The sequence below is a fragment of the Sphingobacterium daejeonense genome (assembly GCF_901472535.1).
Taxonomy (GTDB): domain Bacteria; phylum Bacteroidota; class Bacteroidia; order Sphingobacteriales; family Sphingobacteriaceae; genus Sphingobacterium; species Sphingobacterium daejeonense.
Window position 1 is genome coordinate 259,281 of record NZ_LR590470.1, and the last position, 15,618, is coordinate 274,898.

General features: G+C 43.5%; 23 protein-coding genes and 1 pseudogene. 21 read left to right on the forward strand and 3 right to left on the reverse strand.

Going from position 1 to position 15,618, the window contains the following annotated elements; genetic code table 11:
* The first annotated feature begins 452 nt into the window (after nt 1-452).
* The 17 genes and pseudogenes from FGL31_RS01255 (at nt 453) to FGL31_RS01310 (ending at nt 10,536) form a co-directional block, all read left to right on the forward strand.
* The gene (locus FGL31_RS01255) at nt 453-737 is read left to right on the forward strand and encodes a hypothetical protein (RefSeq protein WP_138089478.1); all 285 of its coding nucleotides are present in this window, start codon (nt 453-455) and stop codon (nt 735-737) included.
* 18 nt (nt 738-755) lie between these two features.
* Nucleotides 756-1,487, forward strand: coding sequence for a hypothetical protein (locus FGL31_RS24155; RefSeq protein WP_232046158.1), 732 nt, complete (start codon nt 756-758; stop codon nt 1,485-1,487).
* Entirely contained in the window at nt 1,421-1,897 is a 477-nt protein-coding gene (locus FGL31_RS30455) for a TraJ family protein (protein WP_512745604.1), read from the forward strand. The genes FGL31_RS24155 and FGL31_RS30455 overlap by 67 nt, the downstream gene beginning before the upstream one ends.
* Before the next feature lie 21 nt (nt 1,898-1,918).
* Nucleotides 1,919-2,299: a hypothetical protein gene (locus FGL31_RS30225; protein ID WP_232046160.1), complete on the forward strand. Its 381-nt coding sequence runs from the start codon at nt 1,919-1,921 to the stop codon at nt 2,297-2,299.
* 4 nt (nt 2,300-2,303) lie between these two features.
* Nucleotides 2,304-2,540, forward strand: coding sequence for a hypothetical protein (locus FGL31_RS30230; RefSeq protein ID WP_232046161.1), 237 nt, complete (start codon nt 2,304-2,306; stop codon nt 2,538-2,540).
* Nucleotides 2,518-2,958, forward strand: a complete 441-nt coding sequence (locus FGL31_RS01270) for a hypothetical protein (RefSeq protein WP_138089479.1) — start codon at nt 2,518-2,520, stop codon at nt 2,956-2,958. The genes FGL31_RS30230 and FGL31_RS01270 overlap by 23 nt, the downstream gene beginning before the upstream one ends.
* A 15-nt stretch (nt 2,959-2,973) precedes the next feature.
* On the forward strand, nt 2,974-4,131 hold the full coding sequence (traM, locus tag FGL31_RS01275; protein ID WP_138089480.1) for a conjugative transposon protein TraM: 1,158 nt from the start codon (nt 2,974-2,976) through the stop codon (nt 4,129-4,131).
* Nucleotides 4,132-4,157: 26 nt separating this feature from the next.
* A complete protein-coding gene (locus tag FGL31_RS01280) occupies nt 4,158-4,580 on the forward strand; it encodes a hypothetical protein (RefSeq protein ID WP_138089481.1) in 423 nt (140 codons plus the stop codon).
* Complete coding sequence (locus tag FGL31_RS01285) at nt 4,549-5,007, forward strand: DUF4138 domain-containing protein (protein ID WP_171017512.1); 459 nt, start codon at nt 4,549-4,551, stop codon at nt 5,005-5,007. Before FGL31_RS01280 ends, FGL31_RS01285 begins: the two co-directional genes overlap by 32 nt.
* 139 nt (nt 5,008-5,146) lie before the next feature.
* Complete coding sequence (locus tag FGL31_RS24175; RefSeq protein WP_232046162.1) at nt 5,147-6,448, forward strand: type IV secretory system conjugative DNA transfer family protein; 1,302 nt, start codon at nt 5,147-5,149, stop codon at nt 6,446-6,448.
* Entirely contained in the window at nt 6,435-7,184 is a 750-nt protein-coding gene (locus FGL31_RS24180) for a TraM recognition domain-containing protein (protein ID WP_232047117.1), read from the forward strand. The genes FGL31_RS24175 and FGL31_RS24180 overlap by 14 nt, the downstream gene beginning before the upstream one ends.
* A 53-nt stretch (nt 7,185-7,237) precedes the next feature.
* On the forward strand, nt 7,238-7,762 hold the full coding sequence (locus tag FGL31_RS01295; protein ID WP_099369437.1) for a M23 family metallopeptidase: 525 nt from the start codon (nt 7,238-7,240) through the stop codon (nt 7,760-7,762).
* A gap of 1 nt (nt 7,763) precedes the next feature.
* Nucleotides 7,764-7,922, forward strand: a complete 159-nt coding sequence (locus tag FGL31_RS22480; protein WP_171017513.1) for a hypothetical protein — start codon at nt 7,764-7,766, stop codon at nt 7,920-7,922.
* Nucleotides 7,912-8,430: an ArdC-like ssDNA-binding domain-containing protein gene (locus tag FGL31_RS22945; RefSeq protein ID WP_197734048.1), complete on the forward strand. Its 519-nt coding sequence runs from the start codon at nt 7,912-7,914 to the stop codon at nt 8,428-8,430. The genes FGL31_RS22480 and FGL31_RS22945 overlap by 11 nt, the downstream gene beginning before the upstream one ends.
* A 21-nt stretch (nt 8,431-8,451) precedes the next feature.
* Nucleotides 8,452-9,138: pseudogene (locus FGL31_RS22950) on the forward strand (zincin-like metallopeptidase domain-containing protein); the annotation flags it as partial.
* A 28-nt stretch (nt 9,139-9,166) separates the two neighbouring features.
* Nucleotides 9,167-9,982 carry a DUF4099 domain-containing protein gene (locus FGL31_RS01305; RefSeq protein WP_138089483.1) on the forward strand — a complete coding sequence of 272 codons (816 nt, stop codon included), beginning with the start codon at nt 9,167-9,169 and terminating at the stop codon, nt 9,980-9,982.
* 50 nt (nt 9,983-10,032) lie between these two features.
* Nucleotides 10,033-10,536: a hypothetical protein gene (locus tag FGL31_RS01310; protein WP_138089484.1), complete on the forward strand. Its 504-nt coding sequence runs from the start codon at nt 10,033-10,035 to the stop codon at nt 10,534-10,536.
* 812 nt (nt 10,537-11,348) lie between these two features.
* Here the strand turns inward: FGL31_RS01310 and FGL31_RS01315 are convergent.
* Nucleotides 11,349-11,897: a penicillin-binding transpeptidase domain-containing protein gene (locus tag FGL31_RS01315; protein ID WP_138089485.1), complete on the reverse strand. Its 549-nt coding sequence runs from the start codon at nt 11,895-11,897 to the stop codon at nt 11,349-11,351.
* Nucleotides 11,797-12,168, reverse strand: a complete 372-nt coding sequence (locus FGL31_RS22485; protein WP_171017483.1) for a penicillin-binding transpeptidase domain-containing protein — start codon at nt 12,166-12,168, stop codon at nt 11,797-11,799. Before FGL31_RS22485 ends, FGL31_RS01315 begins: the two co-directional genes overlap by 101 nt.
* A gap of 389 nt (nt 12,169-12,557) precedes the next feature.
* On the opposite strand from FGL31_RS22485, the gene FGL31_RS01320 reads away from it, so the two are divergent.
* The 3 genes from FGL31_RS01320 (at nt 12,558) to FGL31_RS01330 (ending at nt 13,945) form a co-directional block, all read left to right on the forward strand.
* Entirely contained in the window at nt 12,558-12,827 is a 270-nt protein-coding gene (locus FGL31_RS01320) for a YtxH domain-containing protein (protein WP_099369442.1), read from the forward strand.
* Between the two features lie 91 nt (nt 12,828-12,918).
* Entirely contained in the window at nt 12,919-13,380 is a 462-nt protein-coding gene (locus tag FGL31_RS01325) for a hypothetical protein (protein ID WP_197734049.1), read from the forward strand.
* A gap of 58 nt (nt 13,381-13,438) precedes the next feature.
* Complete coding sequence (locus FGL31_RS01330) at nt 13,439-13,945, forward strand: hypothetical protein (protein ID WP_138089486.1); 507 nt, start codon at nt 13,439-13,441, stop codon at nt 13,943-13,945.
* Between the two features lie 13 nt (nt 13,946-13,958).
* Here FGL31_RS01330 and fcl read toward each other — a convergent pair whose 3' ends face one another.
* Nucleotides 13,959-14,897, reverse strand: a complete 939-nt coding sequence (fcl, locus tag FGL31_RS01335; protein WP_099369443.1) for a GDP-L-fucose synthase — start codon at nt 14,895-14,897, stop codon at nt 13,959-13,961.
* A 55-nt stretch (nt 14,898-14,952) separates the two neighbouring features.
* Between fcl and trmB the strand changes: the two genes are divergently transcribed.
* Nucleotides 14,953-15,606: a tRNA (guanosine(46)-N7)-methyltransferase TrmB gene (gene trmB / locus FGL31_RS01340; protein ID WP_138089487.1), complete on the forward strand. Its 654-nt coding sequence runs from the start codon at nt 14,953-14,955 to the stop codon at nt 15,604-15,606.
* Nucleotides 15,607-15,618: the final 12 nt, after the last annotated feature.

The window sequence follows — 15,618 nt, forward strand, 5'->3', positions numbered from 1 at the left end:
AACAATGGCCCAGAACGTGAAGCGACAGACCGACAAACATATCGTACACCAACATGAGCGCATGGTTCACAAGCAATGGGATCGCAAGAAGTTTACGCCGACAAGTGGCTTTCTCGGTCTCAACTACCAATATTGGCTCACCTGGGCGTGGCACCCCAACTACCCCAAGACCGACCGTCGACCGTTGAGCGGTACAGGCCCGCAGACCTTGCGCATGGGGATGGTACTGGCCATGCAACAGACGGACGAAGCCTTTAAAAAACACGCAGATACCATCCGAAATGTGGCAGTTACCGAAGCCCTCAATTATTCCGGTCTGGTTACAGATGCCGACCCTTTATGGCTCCTGTATTACCGCAGGGAATTTGGAAACCTTATCGACGGAACAGAGGCCGATCCACTCTCCGGACTTTCACCGGACGTGAGGGATTATTTGAGAAATAAAGGGTCTATTGGAATGGTACGGCGAAGAACGTGCAGAACTCAAAGAACGGTTGGAAGCAGCCCGAACGACCACGCTTGACCGAGGCAGCCGTATCATGGCCTATCACCGTTTGCTTGGAGACCATAGAAAACTACTGTCCGCATGGGAGGCCAAAAAGAACTATGCCACCAAATTCCTTTTATTGGCAAAGAACCGTGACCGCATGCAAAGTGACAGCCCCGATCTGCCGGAGTTTGGTGGCGGTCGTTCCGATGTACAGATTGCGGAGGACATCCTAAAAAGAACCCAATAACCAAAATCAGATTACTTTATGGACTTTATCAACATGACGGGGCTAATGCCTCGTTTTTTATTGCAGGGAAATCCTGTAAATGTGCCGGACTCTTTTAAAGACACGTTCAATTTTTTACAGGGGAACGGTGTCTATGAGGAGGGTGTCATGCACTTTCTCAAAGGCATGAAAAACACGATCTGGACGCACTTCGATACGTTCATCACCGATGCACAGGCCCTTGCCGCCATTTTCATGCTCATATTCTTTGCCATCAAATCCTACGAAATGATGGCGGGCGACAAAAAAATGGAAATCATGCCCTTGTTGCGGCCGTTCGGGCTGGTCATGGTCATCATCTGGTGGGGAACGTTCACACGCGTACTTGCCTATCCCACGGACATCGTTGCCGCCAAGACGGAAAGCCTGTTTGACAGCGGGCAGATCGAAGTAAATAACCTACGCCTGCAACGTGCAAAACTCATGGTGGACGTTGCCGACCAACTGACCACGATACAGGCCGAAACCGAGATCGCCGAAAAAGAAGCGGATACATGGTACGGACAGGCATGGGATGCGGTCACATCAACCGTAAAGGAGGGTTTTGCTTCGGTATGGAACCCAATCGTTGAACTTAAAAACCGTATGCAAGTGGGGTTGCAGCTACTGGCGACCTATACCTTAGAAACGTTGGCCGTCTGGTATTGCGCATCTGCGTTTATATTATATTCATTATCCAGATCATCTATTCGAGCATCCTTATCATTTTAGGCCCGTTTAGTGTTGCCGTAAGTATCCTGCCTGCCTTTAGGGATTCCTTTGGTACATGGATAGCCCGGTTTATCGCCGTTAACCTCTATTCCGGCATTGCCTATCTGGTCATGCACGTAGCCAGCCTGTTCCAACAGTATGCAATGGAAGCCGAGATTACAAGGTATCAACAACTCCTTGAAAGCACGGGCGACACATTGGAGAAAATGGGCTGGTTTGCGGGCAACGGGATTTTAAGTTTTGGCATCGTCATCGTGACATTCCTGATCGGAGGACTGACCATGCTCACCGTGCCGAGTATCAGCACATGGATCGTATCGACATCCGGCATCACCTCGGCAGCCGCCACGATGGGCCGCGGTGCTTCCAACGCAGCCCGTACGGCAAGAAAGCTGATCGCCAAGTTTTAAACCTTTTAAACACTTCATTTCATGATAATAAAAAATATCGAAGCCAAGATCAGGCTTGCCACTTTTATTGCAGGGGCAAGCCTGATCGCCGCCCTGCTCATGGTGGTGGCGGTATCTTTTTTTGCCTACAAACAGGTCGGCAATGCACGGAAATCCGTGTACATACTTGATGCCAATAATGTACCCATGTCCGCAAACCAAACCGACGTCGAGGTAAATAGACCCATTGAATACCGCACACACATCAACTCATTTCATTCACTATTCTTTACCCTTGCACCTGACGATAAGTTTATCGAATACCAGATGAAAAAAGCTATGTACCTGATCGATGAATCCGGTGCTTTGCAGTACAACAACTTGCGGGAAAAAGGGATTTTTCAACTCCGTGCTATCATCTAGCTCCGTGCTCACCATCCAGACAGATTCCATCCATGTCGATCCGGTAAAGAAATACTTTAAGTTTTATGGCAAACAGACCATAGATCGGCGCAGCTCTACCGTAATACGCTCGCTGGTCACCGAGGGCTATTTACGGGACCTTGAAATGCGTACGGAGAACAATGGTCACGGTGTACTGATAACCCGATGGAAAACACTCGAAAACAAAGATATATCCTATGTTCAAAAAAATAACTTCTAACCGACCACCCGATACTACGGTATGGGCAGCTTTTTATAAGGAGTTTGGCAAGTACATCGATGGGAGCATCACACGTACCCAACGGTTTCTTGAAGCCCGGCCACGTGCGGTATTTTCGGTAATGGTGTTGAGCATCCTCGTTTCTGCCAGTTGCTTTCTTTTTCTCCCAAAGGAAATACCGAAGAAAGAACCCTTACAACTTTCCATGCAACAGCCCCTAATGGATGGAATGGGCGGTATTGTTACCACCGTTTCAGCTTTAAAAGAACTGCTTGAAATCCGCGCTGTCCTTGACACACTCATGCAAAAGGAACAGTTAAACAGTGCCGACAGCCTTCTTATGGAAAGTGCCATCGACAGGATGCAGATACTCGAAAAACGACTGTCCGAAGCCAACAAACCCCACAACTCACCCTAATATAATCCAACAAACATGAAAATCAATTTCAGACAACCGCGCTATGTGCTGCCAATCATAGTGCTGCCTTTTCTATGCCTGTTCTTTTACGTGTACCAGACAGGCTTTGCGAAGGATGAAGTACCACACCAAGAGGGCGATCCCCTGCAGGGACAGATTGCCGAAGTATCGGAAGATGTGAAAAAACGTGCGCTTTCGGACAAACTTGCCGCCTATCGTGAACAGTACCGCCATGGTGATGGCTATACAGCAATAGGCCAGCTACAGGAAGAAAGAGCCGAACAGTTTCGTTTTGATGAAATGTATAACGAGGAAGAAAAGCGCAGGCTTGATTCCATCGAACGGGCAATCAAAAATCAGCGACCTGTTTTCACTACTAGAGATTCGGAAAACAATGATCAAGATCGAGCGTTACAACAGGCTCTTTCCTCATTACAGCGAAAACGTGAACCGACGAGAGCCATGCCCGATAAGGCCGATCCGATGGAACTTTTCCGCAAACAGATGGCCTATGCGGACAGCATGGCAAGGGCAAACGATCCCGACGAACAGGCAGCCCGCATGGAACGTGAACGTATGGAAGAAGCAAAAAGGGAACTCGAAAACCAGCCCCGTCTGTCCGTCTCCAAATACGGTACAGGCCAGGGAACGTTCAACACCGTCCGCCCCGAAAATGACAATACTTTCATTCAGGCTATTGTCGATGAAAACATGACAGGGTATGCCGATTCGCGTTTGCGCATTCGGCTCATGGATGACCTATTGGTCGGCCCGCACGTGGTCAAGAAAGGTACCCACGTATTTGCAAAAATTTCCGGTTTTTCAGGGCAACGGGTACTGCTCACCATCACTTCCATTATGTACGGCAACAACATATTGCCTGTCCGACTGGAAATCTATGATAATGACGGTTCACCCGGACTGTACGTGCCCGCTTCGGCATTCAGGGAGTTTAGCCGGGAGCTCGGCGGTAACACCACGCAGGGAGTTAACCTGCAACAACAAGCGGAAAACAACAGCCAATTGGTCATGAGCGCCATCCAGCGGATGTTCCAATCCACAACGACCGCCGTATCAAAGCATATACGGAAGAACAGGGCGAAACTGAAATACAACACGATGGTCTACCTCATCGATCCTCCAAGCTCTCCGCCAAAACCAACAAAATTATAAACAGTAAAACCATTTAAGATTTCACCATGAAAAAAAAACATCATTTTCTAATCCTTTTCCTTTTGTGCTGTATCGGATATTCCGCCCATAGTCAACAAGCTACGGAAACCCGGTTAGGAGCACTTCCCGAACTTCCTTTGCACCAAGGACATACGCTGCATATCCTTTCGCCAGAACCTATACAGTATGTTGATATTGCTTCGCACCATGTATCAGGTGACCTGCCACTTGACAACGTGTTGCGAATCAAATTAAATGAGGACACCATGCTGACAGAACGCCTCGATTACGAACTTGGAGCGGTTACCATTGTAGGCGATAATTACTTCGCGCAATACCGCTTGACGGCGCCATTATTGATTGATGATAAGAGCATTCCGGCCATGCTGGAAATCAAAACCGGAACACACCCGCCCTTTGGAAATTTCGGAAATCGGATTGAGCCGTAGCCAGATGAAAAACCTCGCATTCGGTCTGCTTACAAAAGGTGTTCATCATCCTGTAAGAAGCACACAGGAAAACGGTGTGGGTATTGTACTTAATGGTATCAGCACATTGGGTGATTACATCTTCCTGGATATTTCATTTACAAACACATCAAATGTTTCCTACAATGTGGACGAACTCCGTTTTTTCATCGAGGACAAGAAGATCACCAAAGCAACGAACGTGCAGACCGTGGAAATCAACCCCCTTTGGCAATACCAAACTTTAAAGGAGTTTGAGAAAAGACACCGCAATGTGTTCGTACTGAAAAAGGCCACCTTTCCCGGCAGTAAGGTACTTAAGGTAAGTCTTACCGAAAAACAGATTTCAGGCCGTACTGTCAACCTAAAAATAAAGTACGGAGATATTCTGAAAGCCGACACTTTTTAAACCGGCTTTATCTAACCTTTCAAAGCTGACTTTATGGAAGCCTTCTGCTAACCAGATTGAAGGCTTAGTACTGATAAATAACCCAATTTATTATGGAGGAACGGCGAAGCCCTCCTTCCAACCGATAAAAAAAATATTTATGGAAGAAACCAAAGAACAGCTGGGGCTTTACCGTTCCCTGCAATTTGGCATCTACCTATCCGTTGTCCTCGAAGCCTTTCTTTTTTTCTATGTAGATAGGTTCGTCTTGACAGGAACAACCGATAGCGGGTTGTTCCTATTTGCGGAAAGGCTTTCGAGGGTGCCGTTCTATGCCGAACTGATAAACAGCAAACTCTTTACGTTCGTACTGATCTGTCTGGTCTCCGTTGGAACATTGAGCCGAAAGAAAAAAGACCTCAATCCCAAGACACAGATCGGTTACCCTTTGGCATTGGGGATGCTCATTCTGTTTTCGGGATTGTGGTTGCAAGGACGTGTAGCGGCTCCGATATGGGGGCAAGTAAATTGGTTTGACCTTGCCTATGTCACGAGTTCGTTTGCGGGAGCCGTTTTGGTACACGTTGCAATGGATAACGTGTCCAAGATCATAAGCACCAGTCTGGGAAAGGATCGCTGGAACGTCGAAGAAGAATCCTTTATGCAGCCGACCCAGCCCGTCGTAAGCCCGTATTCGATCAACATCCCGACATTGTTCTATTACAAAGGGAAAGTTCGCAAAGGTTTTCTATCCATCGAAAACATTTTTAGGGGCCTGATTCTTTGCGGAGTTCCGGGAAGTGGAAAATCGTTTGGGGTCATCATGCCGATCATCCGCCAAATGCTGGCCAATTCGTTCACGATGTGCCTGTACGATTTGAAATACCCCGATCTCGGCAAGGTAGCCTATTATCACTATCTGCTTGCCAAACAGGACAATCGGTGCAAGGATTACAAATTCCATGTTATCAATCTCAACGACCCGGCAAAGAGCAGACGGGTAAACCCGATGAAGCGGGAGTATCTGGGTACGCTTGCCGATGCTTCGGAAACAGCCGAAGCACTTGTTGAAGCCTTGAAAAAGGGCGACAAATCCGGCGGGAGCGACCAGTTTTTCACGCAGTCCGCCGTCAATTTCCTTGCCGCCTGTATCTTCTTTTTCAGCAGGTACGAGGACGGCCGTTATTCCAGCCTGCCCCATGTGCTTGCCTTTCTTAACCTGTCCTATGAACAGATTTTTACGGTATTGTTCAGCAACGGAGAGCTTAGTTCCCTTTTATCGCCGTTCATGTCCGCCTACAAGGCAAAGGCATTTGACCAATTGGAGGGGCAGGTCGGAACGCTCAAAATCTTTATCAGCCGGATGGCCACCAAAGAAACATTTTGGGTGTTCGCTGGCGATGATTTCGAACTACAGGTCAGCAATCCCAAACACCCCCGGTGTTTTGGTGCTTGCCAATGATCCCAGCACGCAGAGCATCAACTCCGCCTGCCTGTCGGTAGTACTTAATCGGGTTACGAAACTTATCAATACGAAAGGCAATTTACCCATCGGTTTAGTGGTGGATGAGGCTCCAAGCCTCTATATTCACCGTGTTGACCTATTGGTGGCACAGAGCAGATCCAATTTTTCTGGGGTGGTTTTGGGGCTTCAGGAGTTGCCTATGTTACGTCAACAATACGGCAAGGAAACGGCCGAAACCATCACGTCCATCATGGGGAATGTACTGTCCGGTGCGGTCAGGAGCAAAGAAACTTTGGAGTGGCTGGAACGTCTGTTTGGCAAGGTCAAGCAAACGGGTGAAAGCCTAAGCATCGACCGTACGAAAACCTCGCTATCCCTGAATGAAAAACTTGAACCGCTGATACCCGCCGGAAAGATAGCATCATTAAAAGCGGGTGAAATTGTCGGCATCGTTGCCCGTGATACGATGGAAACTTATACGGGCAAATACGAGACCACGGCGGTCAATTGCCGCGTCAATCTGGACATGGAAGCCATCAAAAAGGAAGAAGCAAGTTATCGGGAACTACCTACCTATTACGACTTCGGTGGTCGGAAAGAAGAAATCCTACTGGACAATTTTTTCCGTATCAACAGGGAGGTTGAAGAAATTGTCGAACAGTTTATTCCCGTTCAGGACAACATGCAATTCCCCACACCAAGTGAAATAACGGAGTACAACAAAAGAAAATAGTCACCCGACTTTTTAAAGGGAGTATAAGCCGTTAAACCAAAATCCAAAACATCATGAAGAAACCCGAACGTTCCGCATATCTGCGGAACAGACTTGTCGTCCCAAGCCTTTTTTTGGGGTGGTTGATGTTCGTTCCGTTTATGCTTTGTGGACAGGCTATCGACTACAGTCCACCGTTGGAGAAATTAAAGATTACCTCGCCATTCGGATACCGTATCCACCCGATCAGTGGTAAGGCTTCACACCATAACGGTGTTGACTTTGCCGCCCGTTCCGATCCCGTTTTCAATGTACTTGACGGCCGGGTTAAAGAAACCGGAAAGCATAAGTTGCTCGGCAAGTACATACGCATAGCACACGGCGAAGTAGAAACCATTTACGGACACCTTTCCCATATACTCGTTGCAACGCGTGATACAGTTATAACTGGACAGCCTATCGCCATCACTGGAAGCACGGGCAGGGCAACGGGAGAACACCTGCATTTTTCGGTGAAATTCAATGGTAAATTCCTTGACCCCTTGAAATTCCTGCGCAGGTTAAAAGAACAATCAGATCAATCCTTAAACATCGAATAATATGGACTATCATTTAAGAACACTGCAACAAAAACTAAGTGTCCTGGCCAGTGGTGAAGACATTGGACTAACACCAGCGGAAGCGGCCATTTATGGCGTAGAATACGCCGACGAATGCCCAGACGACGAATCCCCGGAGGTGGTCGAAGATGAGCATTAAAAATTCAAAATCCCTGCATGAAATAGTTGCGGAGAACATCATCAAGAAACTTGAACAGGGTACAGCGCCGTGGCAAAAGCCGTGGAACAGCAACATTCCAGCATTTGAACTGCCCTATAATGCGATTACGGGCAACCGTTACAAAGGTATCAACAGCCTGTCGCTGTTATCGTCAGACCGTGAAGACCCGCGTTGGATGACGTTCAATCAGGCTTCGACAAACGGTTGGAAAGTACGAAAAGGAGAAAAAGCATCCATGATCCAATTTGTCAAGACCCATGAACTTGTTACCAAAAGAGACGAGCAGGGCAAGCCGATTTTGGATGAAAAGGGCAAGCCTGTAAAAGCCAAAGTAGGTCTGAACCGGGCAATCATTACCAGCGCATGGGTTTTCAATGCGCAGCAGATCGATGGCATCGAACCTTTGGTAAAACCCGACGTAAAGCAATTCCAATGGGACTCTATCCAACGGGCAGAAAATATCATTCAGGCTTCGGAGCGGACATAACCTACAGATCGGGGAGACCGAGCCTATTACAGTCCGGCACTCGACAGTATCACCATGCCTATGCGCGAACAATTCGACGCATCGGATAAGTATTATGCCACCCTGCTCCATGAGCTCGGCCATTGGACGGGACACAAAGACCGTCTGGACAGAAGTATGATTGGCAGCTTTGGGACAGAGGGCTATGCTCGCGAGGAACTCCGTGCTGAAATCGCTTCGATGCTTATCGGTCAGGAACTCAATATTGGCCACGATCCCGGCCAACACGTGGCCTACGTGGACAGTTGGATACAGATTTTGCGTGACACGCCCTTTGAGATACATGCAGCCGCGGCTGATGCCGAAAAAATACTTAATTACCTTTTGGCATTTGAGCAAAAAAGGGAAATCAAAGCAGCCGCTAATGTTCAGACCGAGGTACAGGCCGAAGCAAGACCACAAAGGACAAAAGAAAGCAGCCTTTCTATAGGTGATGAAATTGCCTATAACAATACCGTCTACAAAGTGCAAGGTCATCTGAAACGTGGCCGTATGCGTGTGGAAGACCTGACTACCGGAAATATTTTCCCGCTATCGAAAACTGATCGGCTATACGGTTCACTGCTCCATGCCAAACAGTATCCCGATGCTATCAAAATAAGTGAAGACCTACACCGCCCGGTACATGCCGAAAAGGAGGCTGTTGCCGCCTATGGTATCAGAAGATAAAATCTAAAACTTAACAAACAATTACATCATGAAATATCCCATCAACGAAAATGAAATGCCCCTAATCGAACTTGAAAAATTGGGGCTTTACAAAGACGGAGGGTTCAGTATCGGTCCGGAGAATATCGATGCCCTGCTTGCAGGAAGAAGAACCGATATGTTGAGCATGGCAGCTCTGAACATCGACGGGCTTGCCATCCGTCAATTGGATGCCAAGTTATCCCTTGGCCGGAATACAGACGGCACGGTACAGCTAAACATACACCCCATCTATCGGGAACCGCAATGGCATCCACTGTTGAGCGATGACGAGGAAAAAGCCCTGATCGCAGGAGAAAAGCACGTTGTCAGCAAGGAACAGGAGATTGACGGTAACAGAAAGAAGAAAGTCCTCATTGAATATGACGACCTGACACGGGAATTTATAGCGTATGAATCAGACGCTGTGCAGGCTCCGATCAGAGTAAACGGCGAAGAACTTTCGGAAAAGCAACAGGAGGCTTTCCGCAACGGTGAAGTTGTGGAACTCAAAGACGGAACCAAAATCCAACATTCAGCAACGGACAATAAGGGTATCCGTTCAGACCGAAAACGGCTTATGTTATCGGTGCTTTTGGACGGCGGTATATCTTACTTGGTGTTCAGAGGTATCAATAACCTAAAAGGTAGGCTTGAACCGCAGAGCGAGGGTTACAGCGAGGGGTATAACCGCGCATTGGCCGATATGATGATGGCGGATAAAAAACAGAAAGACAGAGGCAATGAAAAAACCGTTGAAGACTTTGTACTAGATCTTCGGGATAAACAAGAAAGCAGAGGCTACGGTCGTACCGGGGCGAGGTAATGGTATTTCTCCGATTGAAGACCCAAGTACGGAAGTTTTTTGCACCCTATTTGGATATTGTCGAAGGTAATATTCTATTTCCATATACCCTAAAAAATCAGGTTGTAGAGAATGAACGTTGGAGTGAAAATAGTGTTCGTGATCCGGTTACACAAGGTATATGGTTGGCGGCGAATAGCTTGCCTTTGTCCGTTACCGACCTTTTTATCGGTCATTCGGCTCGTGATATAATCTGCTTTTGTCATTTTTACACCAATTGGATTATCCCACATTGTCCGTGTGCATTTGCTTCAATGGGATTGTTGCCAACCAAAAGTCAGTTTACGGGGCTTAAGACCGTTTTCCCGAACGCAAAAATACATACAATATTCGATGGGGGGCTAAGTGGCCGTGTTGCAGATTGTAAAGTAGCTTCTTGGCAGATCGGAATGAGTGCGATGTTTAGTATTGTCGATGAAAATGTCGAATTTTTTTGCAAAAAAAAGAGATACATTATTCCTATCGAAAATTTTTCATTGAACTGTTTTGAAAAAAATGTCCGGAATCCGGGCTAATATCAGAACCCATAAACCGAAGGCACACTTTGAGACGTTTTACCAATCCTTTGCAAAAGGGGTCCTGTAAATAGTTCCATTCCATGCCAATGATCATTAATTGGGATAGGCCTGACCTAATGGTAAGGTCAAAAATCCCGACATAAGGAACCATTCTATATCTTTTGTTAGAGACACCTGTACGATGTCTTCTTTTTTTATCCAAGGCGATTTAAATCTGCAATTTGATAGTAGAATCAGCCGATGCGCAATGCCTGCTTATTGGATTAATGCGGGCATATAAAGGGTTTAGCATTCTCTCAAATTGCAGTATTGCCCAAAATACTGAAGAACTTATAGATTTAGGATAAAACTCAAGGAAAGGTGCCTCGGATTTAGTTTCCTTAGCAGGATAGTTATGCACGAGCACCCTATCGGTTGGGTATTCTTTAGGCTTGCCGCTGCCATGGAGGAATGGGGTCGAGAGGAAATTCCAAGCAAGTTTACTGCGTCGGATATTTTACGGGAGAGGATTGGGAAACTTCTCTGTTGACAGGCTGTTTGGGATACAAATGGGAAGGGCATTAAGCTAATACTCCTATCCTCAAGAGATCACTGTCGTAAAGAAGCAAAGATGCTATAATATATGTCCGAAAAAGCATTTCCGAAAAATCCACAACGTGTCACCTCTACAAGTAAAATTGTAACTTATTGCCGATTTGTTAAGTGCATTCTTGCCTAAGGGAGTTATTGTCCTGCTCATGATTAAAGGTCAATTCTCTTTCCCAAGGCGGATTAATGGATGTTCCGGATGTTTTGAATTCAATGATGAATTATTTTCCTGAAGTTTTTTGGATATAATCATTTAGGACCTTATTTGTGATTTCAACCCTTGATTTTGCAAAATAGGGATTTTTTGTTTCTGTAGAATCTATAACTCTCGTTGCGAAGAAATATTGGTTGTCATTCGTTGATAAGTATCCAATAAACCAACCGATGTTAAGGCAGTCTTTTAATGTCCAACCTGTTTTGCCTCTTAGGATAGTATTGTCCTTTTTTTCTAAAACCATCATTTCCTTTACAAGGTCCATATTTTCTGGTGAGAATGGGAGTTGATTTTGAGATAACTGGATTAAGAATTCTACTTGATTTTTTGGAGTGACCTCAAAATCTCCATAGTTCCAAAAATCATCTTTTGCTTGACTAATATCTCCGTTTCCATACTTCAATTTCTTCAATGTTTTTTTATATTTTTTCTTACCAATCTTCTGGGAGAGAACTTCATAAAACCAGATTGTCGAATTTTTGAATGCACCTTTTAAATCGGTGTCTTGGTTCCATGCAGGGATAACGGTCCCTAAAATGAGATTTTTCTTTCCCATCCCACTTCAGCGTATCATTTGCGGTAGAAATAGCTTTAGTTTCTAGGGCTATTAATGAATTGACGATTTTGAAAGTTGAGGCTGGTAAAGTTCCTATATGGGCGTCCTTTTCATCGGTATAGTACCATTTTGCATTTTTTAGATCAAAGATAGTGGTGCTTCCCTTGACATTATTCACAGAAAATAAGTCTGAATTGTTTGTTTGAGCAAAGGATTTGTTGAAAAGTATGAATGTAATGGTAATAAAGAGATAGTATTTGATAGATGTCATTTATTTTCGTGTTATAACAATTAAAAAACGGTTAGTAATACAGTTTATTATTATTTAATATAAAAACGAAATTATAACAAACTGCCATTTTGCCTAATGTGATCATGAACTCTGTAATTGATTGAGCAATGACAATGGTCTTTGGAAGTTGCAATCTGTATAAATAATAAGATAATTAATGTTTAATTACGGTATAAATTTATTTGATAGTAAAGTGATAGTGTAAAATTGATATTAAATTCTTACATTTTACTGTATTACAGTATCTGATTGTGGTTAATAGGCGACGAAGAATAGTTTATTTTTATTTCATAAAACGATTCGGTCTATTTTTTGTTATTAAGTAAGTAAATGCAGAAATTAGTTTAACACATAAATTGCAGTATAAAATGAATGATAACGGTAAGATTGTAACAGCGCTGTTGGCTGGATTGGCCGCAGGTGCAGTTTTAGGAATTATTTTCGCTCCTGAGAAAGGTAGTGAAACAAGAGAGAAATTGAATGAATCATTGACTGATCTTGGTGACGCGATTAAGGAACGTGCAGAGGAGCAGTTTGATCAGCTAAGTGATTTTAAAGATAAGTTAGTTGCTGCGGTAAAATCGAAGCTTGGAAGAGCTGAGGATGCTATCGATGAAGAAATCGAAGAGCACGCTTAAGGATACCAAGCCTTAGATTATTAATGAGTTTTAAATAATTCCAGGACTATCACATGGATAGTCTTGGAATCTATGATATGGAATTACGTGCATGGAAGAACAAAAATTTTCATTTTCTGAAGTATTCGATAAATCAAAAGAATACATAGAGACACAAATCGAACTGGCAAAGCTAAAAGCCTTGTCAAGGTCATCACGGATCGTCGGATCACTGATTGTTGATGGCAGTAAGGTGTTGTTGAGTTTGCTGATTGTGTTTTTTATTTCCTTGGCTCTGGGTTTTTACTTAGGAGAACTTTTGGGAAGTTATTCACTTGGATTTTTAGCTACAGGAGGTATATTCTTTGTCATATTGCTTTTGATAAGAGTATTTGAGCCTAAATTGGAAGAAAAGTTCATGAATGTTACCATCAAACGTATCATGTCAAAATGGGATGCTGATGATGATGACGAATTGGATGAAGAAAAAATCAAAGAAAAGGTTCGAGAGGCAGTTGAGGAAGTAGAAAATGAAGTTGAAGAAGAAGTAAAGGTAGAAAAAGAACGAGTTTAATCTGATTATGAGGACAAAGGTTACGAATTTTGACGAATTGACTGCAGAAATTGCTCGATTGAAAGTACAGAAAAAAGAGCAAGAGGCATTTTTATTGAATCAGTATGATTTGCTGAAAAATAAAATTGAAAAGCCAGTTCGAATTGCGAATATGGTATTAAATCGCGTACCTGGAGTATCAACTGTAAAAGGCTTGATATCGGGTATCGGTCAAGTGACGAATAAAAATAATAAAGCTGATTGGTTGACTAAAACATTGCAATTGGGATTGCCATTGGTTTTAAACAGAACACTGTTGAAAAATGCAGGTTGGTTGAAAAAAGGCCTTGTTCTATTAGGATCGGAAACTGTTGCCAGCCAGGTTAACCAAAGCAAAGTGTCTTCTATTATCGATAAGATTACCTCTTTTATTAAGCCTAAAAAGAAGAAAAAGAAAAAAGGTGAAATTATTGATGTTGTTGTTGAACCTCCAACTATTCCGCCCAACCATCCACCGATGATTACCGCAGAAGAAAGTGTACAAGATAATGCTTACGGCATTCCAAAAGACAGTGAAGCTTATTAGGATAAACTCCTAATTAAGCTTTTTCATTGTAGTTTTGCAGGAAATCTTGATATGCTAATCTGATGCCGTCTTTTAAATCTGTTTTGGCTTTCCAGCCTAATCTATTTAGTTTACTGACATCCATCAATTTCCGGGGAGTACCATCAGGTTTACTACTGTCGAATTCCAATTGACCCTCAAATCCCACGACCTCTTTAATGAGTTGTGCCAAATCTCGAATACTGACATCCTCTCCTACACCAATATTTACAAACTGAAGGTCATCATAGTTTTCCATTAAAAAAACACACGCATCTGCGAGGTCGTCAGCATACATAAATTCTCGGAGTGGCGTCCCAGAACCCCAAATACTAACAGTAGGGCTGTTATTCACTTTTGCTTCATGGAATTTTCGGATCAAAGCTGGCAGTACATGTGAATTTTCGGGATGGTAATTGTCATTTATGCCATACAGGTTTGTTGGCATAACCGAAATATAGTTGTCCTGATATTGAAGCCGATAAGATTCTACCATTTTTATCCCTGCAATCTTAGCAATGGCATAAGGCTCATTGGTAGGTTCAAGAGTTCCTGTCAATAAATAATCCTCCTTCAATGGCTGAGGGGCCATTTTTGGATAGATGCAGCTGGATCCTAAGAACATTAGTTTCTTGACATCATTTTCGTGAGAAAAGTGGATAACATTATTTTGAATAGCTAAATTCTCATATAAAAAATCAGCCCTGTAGATATTGTTCGCCATAATTCCGCCGACTTTGGCTGCAGCTAAAAAAACATATTCCGGTTTTTCATTTTCAAAAAACTCCTTTACAGCTTGTTGATCACGAAGGTCTAGTTCTTTGGATGTTCTGGTAATGATATTTTCATATCCTAACTCTTTTAATCTACGATAAATAGCCGATCCGACCATCCCTCTATGTCCTGCAACGTAAATTTTCGCTTGTTTTTCCACCTGAATATATTATTTATACAAATATAAGGTTAATTTTGCGACTTAATTATCAGCTATGGGTAAGGATAAACTAAGAAAATTCGCAGAAGTTGCTACATTCAAAAATGTTGTTCAGCTAGATGCAGGTAAGGAATTTAAAGGAAAATGGGCTAAGGAATTCTTTAAGAATGAACAACCTATTATTCTGGAATTGGCATGTGGAAAAGGAGAATATACCGTGAACTTGGCCAAATTATTCCCTGACAAGAATTTTATTGGTATTGACTATAAAGGGAATAGAATTTGGCGCGGCGCCAAAACAGCAATAGAGGAAGGTATTGATAATGTCGGTTTTCTAAGAATACAGATTGAGACTATTTTAGACCATTTTGAAAAAGATGAAGTTTCTGAAATATGGATTACATTCCCGGATCCTCAACCTCAAGATAGCCGTGAGAAAAAACGACTAACGAATCCTGTCTTTTTGGAAAGATACAAGCATATTCTTGTCCCTGAAGGTATTATGCACTTAAAAACCGACAATGACGGTTTTTATGCGTACACCATCGAACAAATTGAATTACAATCATTACCTAAGATAAAGGAAACAACAGACCTTTACCACTCTGATTTGGTAGATGATGTTTTGTCAATCAAAACATATTATGAGAAAAAATATTTAGCGGAAGATAAAAACATCAATTACGTACAATGGAAATTCGATAAATAAAGGACGTTTAAA